General features: G+C 36.6%; 14 protein-coding genes, 6 tRNA genes and 3 rRNA genes. 2 read left to right on the top strand and 21 right to left on the bottom strand.

The window, feature by feature from the left end; genetic code table 11:
• Nucleotide 1: 1 nt before the first annotated feature.
• The 17 genes from cdaA to M1D64_RS03590 form a co-directional block, all read right to left on the bottom strand.
• Nucleotides 2–808 (bottom strand): diadenylate cyclase CdaA, encoded by an 807-nt coding sequence (gene cdaA / locus M1D64_RS03670; RefSeq protein WP_002482669.1) that lies wholly within the window; start codon nucleotides 806–808, stop codon nucleotides 2–4.
• A 138-nt stretch (nucleotides 809–946) separates the two neighbouring features.
• Nucleotides 947–1,852, bottom strand: coding sequence for an arginase (rocF, locus tag M1D64_RS03665; protein ID WP_002482668.1), 906 nt, complete (start codon nucleotides 1,850–1,852; stop codon nucleotides 947–949).
• 277 nt (nucleotides 1,853–2,129) lie between these two features.
• Nucleotides 2,130–2,202 (bottom strand) — tRNA-Lys (locus M1D64_RS03660).
• A gap of 3 nt (nucleotides 2,203–2,205) precedes the next feature.
• A tRNA-Gln gene (locus M1D64_RS03655) sits at nucleotides 2,206–2,280 on the bottom strand.
• A gap of 4 nt (nucleotides 2,281–2,284) precedes the next feature.
• Nucleotides 2,285–2,368, bottom strand: a tRNA-Tyr gene (locus M1D64_RS03650).
• Between the two features lie 18 nt (nucleotides 2,369–2,386).
• A tRNA-Val gene (locus M1D64_RS03645) sits at nucleotides 2,387–2,462 on the bottom strand.
• Between the two features lie 9 nt (nucleotides 2,463–2,471).
• Nucleotides 2,472–2,543, bottom strand: a tRNA-Glu gene (locus M1D64_RS03640).
• A gap of 4 nt (nucleotides 2,544–2,547) precedes the next feature.
• Nucleotides 2,548–2,622, bottom strand: a tRNA-Asn gene (locus M1D64_RS03635).
• Nucleotides 2,623–2,633: 11 nt separating this feature from the next.
• Nucleotides 2,634–2,748 (bottom strand): 5S ribosomal RNA (gene rrf / locus M1D64_RS03630).
• 78 nt (nucleotides 2,749–2,826) lie between these two features.
• Nucleotides 2,827–5,749: ribosomal RNA gene (locus tag M1D64_RS03625) — 23S ribosomal RNA — on the bottom strand.
• 284 nt (nucleotides 5,750–6,033) lie between these two features.
• A 16S ribosomal RNA gene (locus tag M1D64_RS03620) occupies nucleotides 6,034–7,586 on the bottom strand.
• Together the 16S, 23S and 5S rRNA genes with 6 tRNA genes alongside form the textbook arrangement of a ribosomal RNA operon.
• 493 nt (nucleotides 7,587–8,079) lie before the next feature.
• Nucleotides 8,080–9,144, bottom strand: coding sequence for a P-loop NTPase (locus tag M1D64_RS03615; RefSeq protein WP_002482667.1), 1,065 nt, complete (start codon nucleotides 9,142–9,144; stop codon nucleotides 8,080–8,082).
• A 242-nt stretch (nucleotides 9,145–9,386) separates the two neighbouring features.
• Nucleotides 9,387–9,845, bottom strand: a complete 459-nt coding sequence (locus M1D64_RS03610) for a SepA family multidrug efflux transporter (RefSeq protein WP_041080835.1) — start codon at nucleotides 9,843–9,845, stop codon at nucleotides 9,387–9,389.
• 186 nt (nucleotides 9,846–10,031) lie between these two features.
• The gene (sdrM, locus tag M1D64_RS03605; RefSeq protein ID WP_369083807.1) at nucleotides 10,032–11,369 is read right to left on the bottom strand and encodes a multidrug efflux MFS transporter SdrM; all 1,338 of its coding nucleotides are present in this window, start codon (nucleotides 11,367–11,369) and stop codon (nucleotides 10,032–10,034) included.
• A 174-nt stretch (nucleotides 11,370–11,543) separates the two neighbouring features.
• Nucleotides 11,544–12,227 carry a PAQR family membrane homeostasis protein TrhA gene (gene trhA / locus M1D64_RS03600; protein WP_480977550.1) on the bottom strand — a complete coding sequence of 228 codons (684 nt, stop codon included), beginning with the start codon at nucleotides 12,225–12,227 and terminating at the stop codon, nucleotides 11,544–11,546.
• Nucleotides 12,228–12,243: 16 nt separating this feature from the next.
• On the bottom strand, nucleotides 12,244–13,431 hold the full coding sequence (locus M1D64_RS03595) for a UTP--glucose-1-phosphate uridylyltransferase (RefSeq protein WP_041080832.1): 1,188 nt from the start codon (nucleotides 13,429–13,431) through the stop codon (nucleotides 12,244–12,246).
• 115 nt (nucleotides 13,432–13,546) lie between these two features.
• Nucleotides 13,547–14,050, bottom strand: coding sequence for a metal-dependent hydrolase (locus M1D64_RS03590; protein WP_041080830.1), 504 nt, complete (start codon nucleotides 14,048–14,050; stop codon nucleotides 13,547–13,549).
• A 175-nt stretch (nucleotides 14,051–14,225) separates the two neighbouring features.
• On the opposite strand from M1D64_RS03590, the gene M1D64_RS03585 reads away from it, so the two are divergent.
• Both M1D64_RS03585 and M1D64_RS03580 read left to right on the top strand, forming a co-directional pair.
• Nucleotides 14,226–14,486, top strand: coding sequence for a SunI/YnzG family protein (locus M1D64_RS03585; protein ID WP_002482662.1), 261 nt, complete (start codon nucleotides 14,226–14,228; stop codon nucleotides 14,484–14,486).
• A gap of 249 nt (nucleotides 14,487–14,735) precedes the next feature.
• Complete coding sequence (locus M1D64_RS03580) at nucleotides 14,736–15,050, top strand: heme oxygenase (RefSeq protein WP_041080828.1); 315 nt, start codon at nucleotides 14,736–14,738, stop codon at nucleotides 15,048–15,050.
• Nucleotides 15,051–15,218: 168 nt separating this feature from the next.
• Here the strand turns inward: M1D64_RS03580 and M1D64_RS03575 are convergent, their stop codons facing one another.
• The 4 genes from M1D64_RS03575 to M1D64_RS03560 form a co-directional block, all read right to left on the bottom strand.
• On the bottom strand, nucleotides 15,219–16,592 hold the full coding sequence (locus M1D64_RS03575; RefSeq protein WP_041080826.1) for a YjiH family protein: 1,374 nt from the start codon (nucleotides 16,590–16,592) through the stop codon (nucleotides 15,219–15,221).
• Between the two features lie 217 nt (nucleotides 16,593–16,809).
• Nucleotides 16,810–17,772 carry a FecCD family ABC transporter permease gene (locus M1D64_RS03570; protein ID WP_037537984.1) on the bottom strand — a complete coding sequence of 321 codons (963 nt, stop codon included), beginning with the start codon at nucleotides 17,770–17,772 and terminating at the stop codon, nucleotides 16,810–16,812.
• The gene (locus M1D64_RS03565; RefSeq protein ID WP_037537981.1) at nucleotides 17,769–18,803 is read right to left on the bottom strand and encodes a FecCD family ABC transporter permease; all 1,035 of its coding nucleotides are present in this window, start codon (nucleotides 18,801–18,803) and stop codon (nucleotides 17,769–17,771) included. Before M1D64_RS03565 ends, M1D64_RS03570 begins: the two co-directional genes overlap by 4 nt.
• A 12-nt stretch (nucleotides 18,804–18,815) precedes the next feature.
• Nucleotides 18,816–19,826, bottom strand: a complete 1,011-nt coding sequence (locus tag M1D64_RS03560) for an ABC transporter substrate-binding protein (RefSeq protein WP_037537978.1) — start codon at nucleotides 19,824–19,826, stop codon at nucleotides 18,816–18,818.
• Nucleotides 19,827–19,849: the final 23 nt, after the last annotated feature.

The raw sequence follows: 19,849 nt of genomic DNA, 5'->3' as shown, positions 1-19,849 counted from the left end.
ATTAGTTCACACCTTTCTCATGAAAGTGTGTGCCAAACCAATGTTCAGCTAGTAGTTCTTCAAAAGCTTCATTAGAAATATCTTTTCTCAATTTACCATCAAATGTAACAGAAATCGAACCCGTTTCTTCAGATACAACTACAGTAAATGCATCTGATACTTCTGAGATACCAACTGCTGCTCTGTGTCTTGTACCTAAACTTTTTGCTATTTTTGCGCTATCAGATAACGGTAAATAACATGCTGCACTTGCAATTTTATTTGCTTGAATAATCATTGCACCATCGTGTAATGGCGTATTTGGTATAAACACATTCGTTAATAATTCTTGTGATATTTCTGAATTCATAGCAATACCAGTTTCAATATAATCCTGTAAACCTGTTTCCTTTTCAAAAACAATCAAAGCACCTATACGACGTTTAGCCATATATTGTACAGCTTTTGACACAGATGATATTAATTTATCTTCATCACTATTTAAATTCGTAGAATATCGTTTGAATAAACTGCCTCGACCAAGTTGTTCTAAGGCACGTCTGATTTCTGGCTGGAATATTACAATTAATGCTAATACACCCCATTGAATAACTAAATCAAATAAACGGGATGTTGCTGTTAAGTTAAGCATTTTACTCAATTGTTGGCCAATCACTATCACGACAATACCTTTTAATAGTTGAATGGCTTTGGTACCTTTAAAAACTGTAATGAGAAGATAAAGTACATACCATACGATGAGTAAATCGAGTACACTAGCAATAATTTTTACTGTACTCCAGTCGTCAAAAAAGTTGGATAAATCCATAACATCTCCTCCGGTTATCTGTTCCCATGTTACCTATTATACCAATCATAACACTAACTGTCATATTTAGTATTTATTTTTTATCTAAAATAAACGAAAACGGATGTAGAAGGCATCTACATCCGTTTGCTTTATTATTTATAATAACGTTTCTCCAAAGAAGCTGCCTACAAGCCCAACAGCTTGTTCAGCTGTATCATTATTATGATCTATTAATGGGTTAACTTCTACAAGATCCATTGAAGTTACTAAATTAGAATTATGTAGTAATTCTAACGCAAAATGACTTTCACGATAAGTTAGTCCACCTAATACTCTAGTACCTGTACCAGGTGTTTCAACTGGATCTAAAGCATCAACATCCAGAGATAGATGAATGCCATCTGTTTTTTCTTTCAAGTAGTCTATTGTTTCTTCAATGACTTGTTTAATACCATATCTATCTACTTCAGCCATCGTATATGTTTTAATATTATTGTCTTTAATATATTGTCTTTCGCCTACATCCAAGTCTCTCATACCAATGAGAACGATATTCTCAGGTTTTACTTTGGGCGCATAATTAGCAATGTTGACTAACTTGTCATCCCCATCGCCAGCAAGTATTCTTAAAGGCATACCATGGATGTTTCCTGAAGGTGACTCTTCTGGTATATTTAAATCTCCATGCGCGTCATACCATATAACTCCTAAATTTTCATAATGCTTACTGACTCCAGAAATAGAACCAATCGCAATAGAATGGTCACCACCTAAAATTAATGGAAAATGGTTATTTGATAAACTATTGGAAACAGACTGACTTAATGTTTCAGATGTTTCAATAATTTCCTCTAAATTTCGTAGTCCTTGTTGCTCTGAATTGAATTTATTTAAATTAAGTTCTGGTACATTTATATTGCCAGAATCTTTTACAGTTAATCCAATCGCTTCAATTCTTGCTACTATACCAGCATAACGTATTGCATCTGGACCAAGGTTTACCCCTAATTTCCTTTGTCCAAATGTAGATGGTGCACCTATAATTTCTACTGTTTTGTTCATCTATAAAACCCCTTTGTTGTTATCTTGTTACTAGAATAATCTAAAGCGTTTGAGTTTTCAACCTTGGGTAATACAGTACATTTAGCTATTTCATTTCTTTTTACATATAAAACCACTTTAATGATTTATCATTCAATAAAATGATGATAAACACACTGTTTTTACTATTTTCAATCATAATATTGTATAAAAAGAAAATGATAAATTTAATTTCAACAAAGCGATAATTAATTTAAAACATAAAAAAAGTACTTCTCATATGAGAAGTACTTAAGAGTGAGCCATAGTGGGCTCGAACCACTGACCCTCTGATTAAAAGTCAGATGCTCTACCAACTGAGCTAATGGCTCTAATGGCTGGGCTAGCTGGATTCGAACCAGCGCGTGATGGAGTCAAAGTCCATTGCCTTACCGCTTGGCTATAGCCCATTAATGGTGGAGGGGGGCAGATTCGAACTGCCGAACCCGAAGGAGCGGATTTACAGTCCGCCGCGTTTAGCCACTTCGCTACCCCTCCAAGCTATTCAATTAAGAATGGTGGAGAATGACGGGTTCGAACCGCCGACCCTCTGCTTGTAAGGCAGATGCTCTCCCAGCTGAGCTAATTCTCCTAATATGTATGACCCCGACGGGACTCGAACCCGTGTTACCGCCGTGAAAGGGCGGTGTCTTAACCGCTTGACCACGGGGCCATAATGGCTCCACAGGTAGGACTCGAACCTACGACCGATCGGTTAACAGCCGATAGCTCTACCACTGAGCTACTGTGGAATAATCAAATTGCCTGGCAACGTCCTACTCTTGCGGAACGTAAGTCCGACTACCATCGGCGCTAAGGAGCTTAACTTCTGTGTTCGGCATGGGAACAGGTGTGACCTCCTTGCCATTGTCACCAGACAATGAAATGTATGAAATTATACATTCAAAACTAGATAGTAAGTAAAATATGATTCAACCAAACAAAACATTTAAAATTTGATTAAGTCTTCGATCGATTAGTATTCGTCAGCTGCACATATCGCTATGCTTCCACCTCGAACCTATTAACCTCATCATCTTTGAGGGATCTTATAACCGAAGTTGGGAAATCTCATCTTGAGGGGGGCTTCATGCTTAGATGCTTTCAGCACTTATCCCGTCCATACATAGCTACCCAGCGATGCCGTTGGCACGACAACTGGTACACCAGAGGTATGTCCATCCCGGTCCTCTCGTACTAAGGACAGCTCCTCTCAAATTTCCTACGCCCACGACGGATAGGGACCGAACTGTCTCACGACGTTCTGAACCCAGCTCGCGTACCGCTTTAATGGGCGAACAGCCCAACCCTTGGGACCGACTACAGCCCCAGGATGCGATGAGCCGACATCGAGGTGCCAAACCTCCCCGTCGATGTGAACTCTTGGGGGAGATAAGCCTGTTATCCCCGGGGTAGCTTTTATCCGTTGAGCGATGGCCCTTCCATGCGGAACCACCGGATCACTAAGTCCGTCTTTCGACCCTGCTCGACTTGTAAGTCTCGCAGTCAAGCTTCCTTATGCCTTTACACTCTATGAATGATTTCCAACCATTCTGAGGAAACCTTTGAGCGCCTCCGTTACTCTTTAGGAGGCGACCGCCCCAGTCAAACTGCCCATCTGACACTGTCTCCCACCATGATAAATGGTGCGGGTTAGAAATCCAACACAGCGAGGGTAGTATCCCACCAACGCCTCCACGTAAGCTAGCGCTCACGTATCTCAGGCTCCTACCTATCCTGTACAAGCTGTGCCGAATTTCAATATCAGACTACAGTAAAGCTCCACGGGGTCTTTCCGTCCTGTCGCGGGTAACCTGCATCTTCACAGGTACTATGATTTCACCGAGTCTCTCGTTGAGACAGTGCCCAAATCGTTACGCCTTTCGTGCGGGTCGGAACTTACCCGACAAGGAATTTCGCTACCTTAGGACCGTTATAGTTACGGCCGCCGTTTACTGGGGCTTCGATTCGTAGCTTCGCAGAAGCTAACCACTCCTCTTAACCTTCCAGCACCGGGCAGGCGTCAGCCCCTATACATCACCTTACGGTTTAGCAGAGACCTGTGTTTTTGATAAACAGTCGCTTGGGCCTATTCACTGCGGCTCTCCTGGGCGTTAACCCTAAAGAGCACCCCTTCTCCCGAAGTTACGGGGTCATTTTGCCGAGTTCCTTAACGAGAGTTCGCTCGCTCACCTTAGAATTCTCATCTTGACTACCTGTGTCGGTTTGCGGTACGGGCACCACAATTCTAGCTAGAGGCTTTTCTTGGCAGTGTGAAATCAACGACTCGAGGAAACAATTTCCTCTCCCCATCACAGCTCAATCTTAAGAGTGCCGGATTTGCCTAACACTCAATCTCACTGCTTGGACGTACAATCCAATCGTACGCTTCGCCTATCCTACTGCGTCCCCCCATCGCTTAAAACGAATAATGGTGGTACAGGAATATCAACCTGTTATCCATCGCCTACGCCTATCGGCCTCAGCTTAGGACCCGACTAACCCAGAGCGGACGAGCCTTCCTCTGGAAACCTTAGTCAATCGGTGGACGGGATTCTCACCCGTCTTTCGCTACTCACACCGGCATTCTCACTTCTAAGCGCTCCACATGTCCTTGCGATCATGCTTCAACGCCCTTAGAACGCTCTCCTACCATTGTCCTTACGGACAATCCACAGCTTCGGTAATATGTTTAGCCCCGGTACATTTTCGGCGCAGTGTCACTCGACTAGTGAGCTATTACGCACTCTTTAAATGATGGCTGCTTCTAAGCCAACATCCTAGTTGTCTGGGCAACGCCACATCCTTTTCCACTTAACATATATTTTGGGACCTTAGCTGGTGGTCTGGGCTGTTTCCCTTTCGAACACGGACCTTATCACCCGCGTTCTGACTCCCAAGTTAAATTGATTGGCATTCGGAGTTTGTCTGAATTCGGTAACCCGATAAGGGCCCCTCGTCCAAACAGTGCTCTACCTCCAATAATCATCACTTGAGGCTAGCCCTAAAGCTATTTCGGAGAGAACCAGCTATCTCCAGGTTCGATTGGAATTTCTCCGCTACCCACAACTCATCCGCTCACTTTTCAACGTAAGTCGGTTCGGTCCTCCATTCAGTGTTACCTGAACTTCAACCTGGTCATGGGTAGATCACCTGGTTTCGGGTCTACGACCAAATACTCAACGCCCTATTCAGACTCGCTTTCGCTACGGCTCCACATTCACTGCTTAACCTTGCATCAAATCGTAACTCGCCGGTTCATTCTACAAAAGGCACGCCATCACCCATTAACGGGCTCTGACTACTTGTAAGCACACGGTTTCAAGTTCTATTTCACTCCCCTTCCGGGGTACTTTTCACCTTTCCCTCACGGTACTGGTTCACTATCGGTCACTAGAGAGTATTTAGCCTTGGGAGATGGTCCTCCCAGATTCCGACGGAATTTCTCGTGTTCCGTCGTACTCAGGATCCACTCAAGAGTGAACAAACTTTCGACTACAGGATTATTACCTTCTTTGATTCATCTTTCCAGATGATTCGTCTAGTCTGTTCTTTTGTAACTCCGTATAGAGTGTCCTACAACCCCAACAAGCAAGCTCATTGGTTTGGGCTCTTCCCGTTTCGCTCGCCGCTACTCAGGGAATCGATTTTTCTTTCTCTTCCTGCGGGTACTAAGATGTTTCAGTTCTCCGCGTCTGCCTTCAGATATGCTATGTATTCACATATCGATAACACGACATAACTCGTGCTGGGTTTCCCCATTCGGAAATCTCTGGATCAAAGCTTACTTACAGCTCCCCAAAGCATATCGTCGTTAGTAACGTCCTTCGTCGGCTTCTAGTGCCAAGGCATCCACCGTGCGCCCTTAATAACTTAATCTTTTTTGACTTTCAACACGAACAAGTCGGTTGAAAACCCAAAATGTTATTAATCTGTGAGTGTTCTTTCGAACACTAGCGATTATTTCTTTTTGAATTCAAAGCTTGTTAAAAAACTCTAATTCACTCGGTTTTGCTTGGTAAAATCATAAATTTTACTTACTTATCTAGTTTTCAATGTACAAAATAATGCAATGAATACTCCAATGAGCATTCAAAACTGAATACAATATGTCAATGCTATTCCTGCATCTTCGTAAGAAGATGTTCCGAATATATCCTTAGAAAGGAGGTGATCCAGCCGCACCTTCCGATACGGCTACCTTGTTACGACTTCACCCCAATCATTTGTCCCACCTTCGACGGCTAGCTCCATAAATGGTTACTCCACCGGCTTCGGGTGTTACAAACTCTCGTGGTGTGACGGGCGGTGTGTACAAGACCCGGGAACGTATTCACCGTAGCATGCTGATCTACGATTACTAGCGATTCCAGCTTCATGTAGTCGAGTTGCAGACTACAATCCGAACTGAGAACAACTTTATGGGATTTGCATGACCTCGCGGTTTAGCTGCCCTTTGTATTGTCCATTGTAGCACGTGTGTAGCCCAAATCATAAGGGGCATGATGATTTGACGTCATCCCCACCTTCCTCCGGTTTGTCACCGGCAGTCAACCTAGAGTGCCCAACTTAATGATGGCAACTAAGCTTAAGGGTTGCGCTCGTTGCGGGACTTAACCCAACATCTCACGACACGAGCTGACGACAACCATGCACCACCTGTCACTTTGTCCCCCGAAGGGGAAGGCTCTATCTCTAGAGTTTTCAAAGGATGTCAAGATTTGGTAAGGTTCTTCGCGTTGCTTCGAATTAAACCACATGCTCCACCGCTTGTGCGGGTCCCCGTCAATTCCTTTGAGTTTCAACCTTGCGGTCGTACTCCCCAGGCGGAGTGCTTAATGCGTTAGCTGCAGCACTAAGGGGCGGAAACCCCCTAACACTTAGCACTCATCGTTTACGGCGTGGACTACCAGGGTATCTAATCCTGTTTGATCCCCACGCTTTCGCACATCAGCGTCAGTTACAGACCAGAAAGTCGCCTTCGCCACTGGTGTTCCTCCATATCTCTGCGCATTTCACCGCTACACATGGAATTCCACTTTCCTCTTCTGCACTCAAGTTCCCCAGTTTCCAATGACCCTCCACGGTTGAGCCGTGGGCTTTCACATCAGACTTAAGAAACCGCCTACGCGCGCTTTACGCCCAATAATTCCGGATAACGCTTGCCACCTACGTATTACCGCGGCTGCTGGCACGTAGTTAGCCGTGGCTTTCTGATTAGGTACCGTCAAGACGTGCACAGTTACTTACACGTTTGTTCTTCCCTAATAACAGAGTTTTACGAGCCGAAACCCTTCATCACTCACGCGGCGTTGCTCCGTCAGGCTTTCGCCCATTGCGGAAGATTCCCTACTGCTGCCTCCCGTAGGAGTCTGGACCGTGTCTCAGTTCCAGTGTGGCCGATCACCCTCTCAGGTCGGCTACGTATCGTCGCCTTGGTAAGCCGTTACCTTACCAACTAGCTAATACGGCGCGGGTCCATCTATAAGTGATAGCAAAACCATCTTTCACTTTAGAACCATGCGGTTCCAAATGTTATCCGGTATTAGCTCCGGTTTCCCGAAGTTATCCCAGTCTTATAGGTAGGTTACCCACGTGTTACTCACCCGTCCGCCGCTAACGTCAAAGGAGCAAGCTCCTTATCTGTTCGCTCGACTTGCATGTATTAGGCACGCCGCCAGCGTTCATCCTGAGCCAGGATCAAACTCTCCATAAATGAATTATGATGTTTGATTAGCTCATAAAATACTAATTTGTGTTATCTCTAACACTTGTTTTGAACCAACAATTTAATGTTGCGTTCGGAATTAACGTTGACATATTGCAATTCAGTTTTCAATGTTCATTTAAATAGTTGCTTCATTACTATATCATTTTTGTTGACAACTTGTCAACAAAAAATTAATATTTTTTAAATGAGTAATTAACATTACTTTAATAATATTAAATTATTATTAAGATTATTTCAAGTATATTTTTACACTTTTTATAATTTCTTTAAATAATGTTGTTGCCGTTTTTGACGACTTTTAAATAATATCAATTCCTCAATGGAAAGTCAATATTTAATTTAAGATTTTGTGATTTCTTTCGTTCACTTATTTAGTAGCAATTGTTTGCCACAAGAAACAATTCTACCACCATTTAAAAAAATTGCAATAAAAAAATGGATAGAAATTAAAATAATCTCTACCCATTACTGAAATGACTTATTTTGTCGTTTTATCAATGATTTGTTGTGCCATGGATTGATAGATTTCACCGAGTCGATCATCAGCTTGATAAATTGAAGGTGCAAAGTCTTTTGGATTCCAAGATGGTTGTTCTAACGGGAGATGTCCTAGCAAGTCAGTTTGTAGTTCTTCTGCAAGTTTTTCTCCGCCACCAGTACCGAATACATATTCTTTATTCCCTGTTTCTTTACTTTGGAAATAAGACATATTTTCGATTACACCTAGAATAGAATGTTCTGTATGTTTAGCCATTGCACCAGCACGGGCTGCGACAAATGCTGCTGTTGGATGTGGCGTTGTCACTATAATTTCCTTACTTGAAGGTAGCATCGTATGAACATCTAATGCAATATCTCCTGTGCCTGGAGGTAGATCTAAGATAAGGTAGTCTAAATCTCCCCATCTAACTTCTACAAAGAAATTAGTTAACATTTTACCTAGCATGGGTCCTCTCCAAATCACTGGTGCATTCTCTTCTACAAAGAATGCCATTGAGATCACTTTCACACCATGACGTTCTACGGGAATGATTTCTTTGCCTTGTACACCTGGTTTCTCATCAATTCCCATCATATCTGGAACACTAAAACCGTAGATATCAGCATCTACTAAGCCTACTTTTTTACCTTCACGCGCTAATGATACTGCTAGATTAACAGCGACTGTTGATTTACCAACGCCCCCTTTACCAGAAGCAATAGCGATAAATTCTACTGGATTATCTTTTGAAAGTAATCCTTCAATGGTTTGATTTTCGTTTTCGCCAGAGCCACGATATTGCTCAACAACATCACTCGGCAATTCTTCAAATCTGATGCCAACCGTGTTTGCTCCATTTTCCTTTAATACTTCTACAATAGCCATTTGCAAATCTAATTGCGGTTGTCCACCTAATTGCGCCATTGCTACTTTAACACTAACGTGTTCTATCTCTTCTTTAATAGTAACTTCTACTATTCCATCTGTTTCTTTTAATGGTACATCTATTATTGGATCTTTTAATTCTCCAACAAGTTCTTTAACTTGCGCTATCGTTAACACAAAGCGTCCCCCTCTTATTTAAATATCAATTATATTTTAACAAACAAAACTAACATTTGCTTTAAATAGCTTAATTTAAGTATAAATATAATTTGTTCAATAAAAAAGCAGTTAGCTCAATCTATTCTTAATATTAGAATAATAAGCTAACTACTTTCACTTTAGATCAATGTATTTAAGTTGTTTGGAATTCAAAATATGCAATATCTTCCTTATGTTTAAGAATATAATGTTCACTTACATTATTTATTTTTTTGATTTAAATTTTTACTATCCGGATAAAATATTTCTTTACAGATGAATAATACGCCAATAATTAATACAATTACCCAAAAGTCGATGTCGATATAGGTATAATGTATGTGCACTATAAAATAAAACAACAATGTAGTTACTGAAAACGTAATTAATTGAAAGGTAAGTCCTTGAAAGTAAGGATTTTCAGGTAATTTTTTTCTAAAATAATCCATTAAATTTTCTACAATGAATAAATTGAAATAGCCTAATACAATATAACTACCGTAATATATCAAGTTATCGTAAAAACTTTTATTATAACCAAAATATGCAAGATGAAAGTAGATTAAAATTCTACTTAATCCGTATAAACCAAATCCTAAAAAAGTTAAAAAAATCGCACCAGAAATAATAAATACAGAAAGCACAATAAGCGTTGTTAATAAATATCTTAAATATTTCATAGCTTACTGTCCTCCCTTTCTTAATCAATCATTGACTATATAAACATATATTTTCTTATATGTGATATGAATGCATTATATATCTTACCATTATAACTTTATATGACCAAACGACAGAAATTCAACCTACTATATTATCATTTGTTATTCATTTTAAACAAAAACACTTAGCAATGTTAAAACATGTTAAGTTAATGTATCTTGTTTTCGATATGTGATGGACCATAATATTATAAGTATAAACAAGATGACAAAGCTCAAAATTACAATGTTATGAATATGCAAACCAATAATTGGAATAGATAACGCATAGACATAGCCCATAATTGTCGATCCGACTGAATTACCCAGGCTCTTAGTCAAAGTGTATAATGACATCATACGCTTCATATTTTTAGGAGAGGTTTCTTCTTGTGTGATAACACTATTTTTAGTATAAACTGTACCAAAGCTTATACCTGCTAATAACAAACTACAAGCAATAAAAATTGGAGAGTTAGTTCCTATAAATACTAAAATGCCACAAAGCATTAAACATGTAAATGCAAATATATATAATGCCTTCCTAGTCATTTTTGCTTCTATTTTATCTAAATTAAAATTCAATACTAGCCACGCAAACGAAATTGGAAAAATAACAAACCCACTTTGTAATGGAGATAAGCCAAGATCTTCTTGTAAATAAATTGGCATATAGAGGTTATAACCCATAAGTATAGTTGCATATGCAAAATCAGTAAAAAATATTAAAACAATTGTTTTATTAAATTCTTGCACTGGTATAAAAGGTGTTTTTATTGTCTTTTCATTTCTATATAACACAACACCGACAACCGTAGCTAATATGATTGAAATGATATTTAAATAAATATTGGCTGTATACATCACTGCAAATATTAAAAAGAATACAAAAGTATAAAATAACGATAAGCCTTTTACATCTAATTTAGCACTAGTTGATGTACTTTCATTCTCGAAATGAAATGTAATCACTACAAGTATGATTGCAATAATTGAAATTGGAATATTCACGAAGAATAGCCAATGCCATGTAGCAAACTCTAAAATACCGCCACCTAAAACAGGTCCTATAATACTGGATATCCCCCATACACTTCCAACGATTCCCATGATTTTATAGCGTAAAGGTATCTCAAATGCCAGTTTTGGGACAATTTGGCTTAATGCCATCATGACACCTGCACCCAATCCTTGAATAAAGCGAGAGATGAATAACATGGTAAATGTGTCACTTAGCCCTGAAAATAAACTTCCTATTGTAAATAACATAAGCCCTAATAATGTAATATATATAATTTTAGTACGATCTAACAATTCCCCAACAATCGGGTTTGCAATAACAATTGCAATAAAATACACAGCAAATATCAATGAAATAGATGACGTTACGTTTAAATCATTTTTTATAGTTGGCAATGCTAAGGAAACGATTGAAGTTTCTATTGCAGACATAAACATAATTAATATTAACGCAATAATAATGCCTAATGATTTTATATTCATATATAACTTCCTAACCCTTAAATTTTCTAACAATATCAATATCTACTTAACCATTATTTATTTATAAGTTCAACACATTTTTCAAAAACGCTCTTCAGTGCATACAACATTTAAACATGCCATAAAAAAAGCTGCTAACAATGTCAATGAACACTGTTAACAACTTTAATTATCTTACATAAAATACATGATAGCTACAAAGTGAAATACGGATGCAACTACAATGAAGAAATGCCATATCATATGAAAATACGGACGGTTTTTTTGAGCATAAAACCAAGCTCCTATTGTATAGGCAAGTCCACCAAACAATATAAATAACATAAATAGTAAAGATGAATCAAAAATAATTGTTGGCAAAAATAGTACACCAATCCATCCCATAACTAAATACATAATCAAACTTAACTTATGATTAACATTTTTTGCTAACGATTTGTAAAGAATGCCCCAGATTGTAATGCCCCACAAGACAACCATGCTAGACCAGCCAATCCAACCACCGACCAAAGTAAGACATATCGGTGTATAAGTACCTGCAATCGCGACATAAATCATACTATGATCGATTATTCTTAATATGAATTTATGTGATGATTGATTTGGCATGGCATGATATACCGTTGATGAGATAAACATTAAAAAAATACTTATTACATAAACAGAGACACTAAAGGCACCTAACACACCATATTCAAGAAAACTATGTATCACTGCATAAGGCAATGCACATAATGCTATAAAAGCAGCCACTCCATGTGATACTGAGTTGCCAATTTCTTCCCCAAAAGTCAGGGGAATAATATCTTTAAATGTTTTAACCAGTTTATTATCTTCAGCTTCTACTGAATGAGACATGAGTGTAACCACCTTTTTATATCATATTCATGCGTTTTAAATCAGCCGTAGCCGTTTCAACACTATCTTTACCTTCTTTATTCTTAAGTGGAGAGAATTCTTCCTCTCTAGGTACCTGTAATGTTACAAAACTATGCGCATATTGGAAGATATCAAAATAAAATAGTTCAAACTTTAATGTCGGTAGTTCAATTACACCAAAGTCTTCATCTAATTGTTTTAAGTTTTTAATCGCTAAATGATATGGTAAGTCGTAATCAACAACATTATTGATAAACGCCAGTTTAAATGAGTGGATTCCAATATTAGCATTGTTAAACTCATTAGCTATTTCTGGATCTAATTCTGAATATTCTAGAACCGTGTCTTTTTGATTCGCATTGACTAACCTACCAACACTTTCCCCATCCTTGGGTTGTATGGACTTAGTAGTGATGTCCATACTTTTCTGAAATGTGTATCCTGCAAATAATGGATCTAATACTTTAACTAACACATTATCAATATTATTTAAGAAAATATATTCGACGCCATTTTCAGTCATTTCATCTAAATAACCTGATTTTGCTAATGATTTAAATACACCACCATTACCGTTTGGCGTTTCAAGAATATTACTATCCACATCCAATACCAGTTTACCCTCTTCTGACAAAGCGACAATATTATCTTGCATAAAGAAGTGTACATGATCTCTGTCGTAACCAAAATAATTTTTCGACTCGAAATATAGTTGTGTTTCTTTATCATTAATTTTACTTGTCATAATATACCAGTCGATATACTGACCTGTTTGTTCTTTTAATGCCAATAATTGTTTCGCTTGAATTTCAAACAAACTCGTATCTTCAATTTCAAATGAACCTTTTGGACCTTTGTAGCCTAACCTTGTCCCTTGACCACCAGCCATTAATAAAACTGCAAATTTGCCTTTTTTAATCGCATCAAGTCCAATTTTTTCATATTGTTCGATTTCATCAACTGTAAATTCGCTTTTCACGTCATATTTGACTTCATTAACAGAAGAAACATCATCAATTACCTTTTTATTCAAGTATAAATCATTATATAAATTTCTAATATCAGCTAAATTTAATGATTCAAGTTTTTCAGATAAGTGTTCTTTCTCATTTGAACTCATTAATTTTTCAAACTCAATGAGATGTTCTTGATTAAACTTTTCTAGCGTTTTCTTATCTAACATGCTCTCTCTCCTTAATATCCATTTAATCAGATATAATTTATACCTTTTTTATAATATGGATATATCATTTCACTATATGTACTTTATATTATTATGATTCTTAGGACAACCATAATTATAACCAATTCAAGAATAGATTATTAAAAAATGGATGAAAAATCACATAAATTGCGCCAATGGTCAATGCACTTGCCAATGAGATATCAACTAGCCCACCAGTTTTAAATACAACTAGGAATTTCACATTAATTGGTATCGGATAAAATAACTTAACACCTCTTGGCGTTAGCATATCTAGTATAACATGTGAAAGCAATCCTAGAATAATCGTAACTAAATAGTATGATGGCGTTTGTATGACATATAGTAAACAAACAATAATTGCGATGAATAACAATGAATGTGTGAATGTCCTGTGCCCAAATATCATTCTAATGAAAAAACTAATCAGTTTAAATCGTCTTCCTATCTTGCTTTGGGTATGACAAATATCAGGTACTAAACTTGATATGACTGCAAGCGTAATAACTGTAATCGAAGTAAACAAATCTGTATGAAAATATTCTATAGTTAAAGCCCCGACTAATAAGCCGCATGATGCATGTGTTTTACCTGTCATTTTCACTTCTCCTTATCATTAATATTTTAGCATAATCACACGATTAATGCGAACATACTTTCGTAAAAACATATGAGTATAACCTTTTTCGAAAAAGTATCACACAATAGCTTGAAAACGATTGCAATATATTGTATGATATATCTACAAATTATTTAAAGGATGTGTTCGAGTTATGGCAATGACAGTAAAAAAAGATAATAATGAAGTAAGAATTCAGTGGAGAGTTGCAGATATCAAAATTCCAACAAGTGAAATTAAGAACATTTCACAAGATCAAAATATCCATGAAGTACCAAAACTCGATAGAGATAAAGTTTCGAGAATCGGTTCTACATTTGGAAAAACGAACCGCGTTATCATCGATACTGATGACCATGAATACATTATTTATACGCAAAATGATCAAAAAGTTTATAATGAAGTTACCAAGTAATTCATATAATAACTTCACTTAAATAAAATTAATAAAAAGAGGTATAACGAGTAAATTTAAATTTTACTCGTTATACCTCTTTTCTTCTATAACAAATGACCTAATGAGATTTTCACTTTGCTATAAATAGCTTGAACCATTTACCGCCTTTCAATTGTAATCTGCTCGCTAATTAATAAGCGTTCTCAATTACCTTCTTAAATCAACAATGCTATAATATATTTATATTAATGAAAGAAGGTGTGCAGCATGTACGTTGTAACAAATCGAATCGATGTTAAAAAAGGCTTCGCAGAAAAAATGGCATCAAAGTTTACTCAAGGTGGTAAAATCCAAGAATTAGAAGGCTTCCAAAAAGTTGAAGTTTGGCTTATTGATGATGAAGCAGATTACGATCAAATGTATATCAATACTTGGTGGGATTCTGAAGATGACTTTAAAGGTTGGTTGAAGAGCGATGCTTTCAAAGAAGCACATGAAGGTAAATCAAAAACTAAAAGTGACGATTCACCTATCCTAGGTAATAAAGTAGTTAAAGCAAATGTGATTTCAGAGCTCTCATAACTCTGACGTTATATTAGCGATACCAGTACCGGTAGTTTTTACAGTTCATACATTATATGACAAATTAAAAATAGCCATAAAGTATCTATATTGATAGATTGCTTTATGGCTTTTTGTATGACAATACTTTAGTAATACAATGTGATATTTAATCTGTAAAGGCGCCTATTAATTGAAATATAAATGTGCCATCAATGAAATAATAGGTAACGCAATGATCGTTCTAATTAAGAAAATAACGAAAAGCTTAAAAATACTCACAGGTATCTTTGATCCTAAGATCACACCGCCTACTTCTGATAAGTATATTAATTGAGTAATACTTAATGCACCAACTACAAATAAAGTAATATCATTACCTACACCTTCAATTAAAATAGATGGTAAAAACATATCGGCAAATCCAATTAATACAGTCTCTGAGGCTTGTACAGCTTCAGGAATTTGTAGTAATTCTAAAAATGGTACAAATGGTTTACCAATAATTGAAAATAAAGGCGTATATGTCGCGATAATTGTAGCTAATGTCCCTACACTCATGACTACTGGCAAAATAACGAACCACATATCAATCACTGTTTTAAAACCTGATTTGAAAAATAATCTAAAACCAGGTGCTTTAATACCAGTTTCTGTAGCCATGTCAAATCCATGTCTTAATGGCGTTTTGTTTTCTGGTAGCTGCTCAGTTCTCATTTCCTCAGAAACTTCTTTTGCATATTCATCTTTAATAGATTTTAAAGGCCAAATCCTTGGTAAAATAAATGCACACACTAAACAAGAAATAATAACCGTTAAATAAAAATAAAAGAAATGGTTTTGCATGTGCACAGTTTCTGCAACAACAATTGCAAAGGTAAGAGATACAACACTAAATGTAGTTGCAATCACTGTTGCTTCACGTCTTGAGTAGAATCCTTCTTCATATTGTCTACTTGTAATTAAGACACCTACCGTACCATCACCAATAAAAGATGCTAAATTATCTACTGTAGAACGACCCGGCAATGTGAATAATGGTCTCATAATAGGTCTAAATACTGGTCCTAGTAATTCCAATAATCCATATTCCATAAGCAATGGTAAGAATAGTGCAGCAAAGAAAAATACCGTAACCAACGTCGGTAGTAAACTTTCAAATACAAGACCACCTGTGTCTGCAGAATATATGACTTCAGTGCCGACTTTTAAATATGTAATCCATACAAATACAACTGCTAATATTCTCAAAATGAGCCATCCGATTTTAACATTAAATGCGTTGTACATTAATCCTTCCGGTGCTAATTTATTTTTCAGTACTGTAGAACATAATACAGATAAAATACCTGATAGTGTAATAATAATCACAATAATTAAAGGCATTGCACCTCCGATAGTGTCTTTCAAAAGTCCAGCTAAAAATGCAACAGGTAAAGTTGTTTGTTTTTCACCATCTTCAGTCACGCTTATTGGCATTAAGAATAAAATTATGCCAATTAAAGACATGATAATAAACTTAAGTCGACCACGTACAATCTGGGCTTTACTATATTGATTCACTCTATTCACCCCTTAGGTGTATTAATTTGATTTTATTTTTAAAAAACAACAGCTATAATTATAACGTATAATGTATAAATATGTAAATCGGTAATTTTTGTCTATTTACTGTCATTTTAAAAAAGTAGAATCGATTCTATAAGTATAGAATTAATTCTACTTTAAATGAAAGCGGTTGCTTTTGCAATTTACATCCTATTTCTTTACTTAATTTAAATTAAATTTTTCTTAATAAAAATAAAAAGTATGGTACACCTACAATTGCCACAATCACCCCTACTGGAATATCAAGGGGCGGATGGACGCCTCTTGCAATGCAATCACTGATTGAAAGGAGTAAAGCCCCAATCAACCCTGACATTAGCGTAATATGAATGTGTTTATGACCTACAATTCTTCTTGCAATATGCGGCGCTATCAATCCTAGAAAACTCAATCCACCCACAATTGAAATAGATGCACCGGCTAAAATGACAGCTAATAATAGAAGAATCATTTTAATTTTTTTCACTTTTGTCCCTAATGCCGTTGCAATATCATCACCTAATGACAAAATATCGAGTTGATGACAATAATATAAAATAATCGGAAGTGCGATGATAAACCAAGGCAAAATAACCCAAACATTCATCATACTGTGACCATACAAACTACCTGTTAACCAAACTAATGCCGTATTTGCATCCATTGGATTTCGAATTAATAAATATTGCACAATTGCTGTACAAATCGCACCAATTGCTAAACCTATAAGTGCAAGTTTTGAGCCTTGAATATTAAACTTAGATATCAATACAGTTAATATGATACTAATACACAATGCTCCTGCAAACGAACCAAAAGGTAGTATAAACAACGGTGCAGAAGGAAACAACATAATAATTGTTACAGCAGATAAACTGGCACCTTTTGTAATACCAATAACATCTGGAGACGCTAGGGCATTTCTCACGACACCTTGTATCAATGAGCCAGATATTGCTAAACTACTACCAACAATTATTGCTAGAAACATTCGAGGTATTCTATATTCATTTAAAATAAAGTTATCATGATTAAATAAACTTTTAACCGCTTCAATTGGATTCATAAATACAGCACCGATAGACAATGATGCGATTGCAGAAATTATTAACAAAACTGTTACGATGCTATAACGCAAAGTTAATTTACCCATCATAATCTATCGACTCCTTTAATTGTTATTAATAAGAAGTATAGTGCGCCTACAAATGAAGTCACGATACCAACTGGTGATTCAAATGGAAAAGCAATTAATCGACTTAAAACATCAGATAACAATAGTAAATCTGCACCAATCACCATTGTCAGTGGAACCATTAATCTATAATCTGCACGTATATAGTGTTTTACAATATGAGGTACAATTAATCCTACAAATCCAATTGGTCCTGCAATTGAAACGGATGCCCCTGCAAGTACAATGACCAATAAACCAGTGGCTATTCTTACTAATTTAACATTTTGTCCTAAAGACGTAGCTAAATCTTCACCAAGTTCCATGATTGTTAGTTGCTTAGCAATCGCAATGGCCCCTATAAATGCGAGCACAAACCATGGTATGACACCTATAATTTGTGGCCATTGTATTGTAGATAATGAACCCACAAGCCAAAACATTACCGTTGAAGTTGCATCTTCATTTAAAAGGATAATGCCTTGAGTCAAGCTAGAAAAAAATAGATGGATTGCCATACCAGCTAGTGCTAGTTTAACTGGCGTCATGCCCTTAGTGGATCCAGATAGAAAATATACTGTAAGTCCGCCTATAAATGCGCCTATAAATGCAAGTATTGTTGCGTATTCAGATAAAGCAGGTACAATCATAGTGATAAAGACGATAACAAATGAAGCACCGGCATTCACACCAAAAATTTGAGGTGATGCCAATGGGTTTCTCGTCATTGCCTGCATTAACAGACCTGCTACACCCAGGGCAGCACCAATGAATAAGGCTGCCAACATGCGTGGCATACGCACATTATGTATTAAAAATGTTTGTTTCGTGTCGGTATGATGCCATATGTAATCCATGAAATCATTAAACGTAATATGCGACGACCCAACACTTAAATTGAAGTATATAATGACAAAAAGCGCACACACACTCACAATAAATGTGAGTGCTGTGCGTTTTCTTGTTTTTTTCTCTATTAATTTGGTTGGGTCAATGCTATTTGATTTAGTCATTTACCTGTCACCCTACTTTTGTTGATTATCCTTTTTTTCCTCTTTAGAAATATCTACTAGTTGCTTAGCAATTTCCTCAGAAGAAATAATGCCACGTGCACGTGCCCATGTATTTCGATCTACTACAGAAACACGATTATTTTTCACTGCATCTAAATCTTGCCAAACTGGATCGTTTTCTTGTTTTTTAAGATTTGGATCGTTTTCACCTTTGTCTGCCATAATAAACATACGTCCAGGATTAATATCTGACAGTACTTCGGCATTTAATTGTAAGTATGGTCCTTTTAAGTATTTAGATAAGTTATCTGTTTTTGTTTTATTTAATGCATTATTAAAGCCTAATTCTTTTAATAATTGACCTACGTATGTGTTTTCAGGGTGTGCAAGTAATCCTGATTTCGCTACTACTGCAGGTAATACGGGTTGTTTTTTATCCATAGTAATTTCTTTACTATATTTATCCATTAATTCATCGTGTTCTTTAAGTCTTTCTTTACCTTTATCTTCTTTACCGACTGCTTTAGCAATTGTTTTAAAGGCTTCTATATTATCTTTATAATCACTATCAAAGCTTGGTAACATAATCGTTGGTGCAATTTTTTCTAAATCTTTTTGAATACCTTTATGTCTATTCGTATCTGCAATAATGACATCCGGTTTTTGGTTGCTGATTTCTTCTAAGTTTGGTTGTTTACGTGCGCCTACAGATGTATAATCACCAATTTCTTTTCGTATTGGTTCCAAAATTCTATTCTTGTCACCATCATCAGCTACGCCTACTGGTTTCACATTTAAAGCAGCTAATGCATCAACAAATGAGAATTCAAGTGCAACAACACGTTTAGGATCTTTGGCAACTTTAGTAGTACCTCCATCATGTTTAATCGTCACACCATCTTTATTGTCATCACCTTTATCCGATTTACTCGAATCATTATCACTGACACTACCACAGGCAGCCAGTATGACTAGTGTTAAAGTTAAAAACAGGATACCCATAATTTTATAACTATGTTTCATCGTTTTCACTCCTTAGATATGTA

It is taken from the genome of Staphylococcus sp. Z5-21 (genome assembly GCF_056529615.1).
This window is presented reverse-complemented; position numbering and strand designations above follow the sequence as displayed.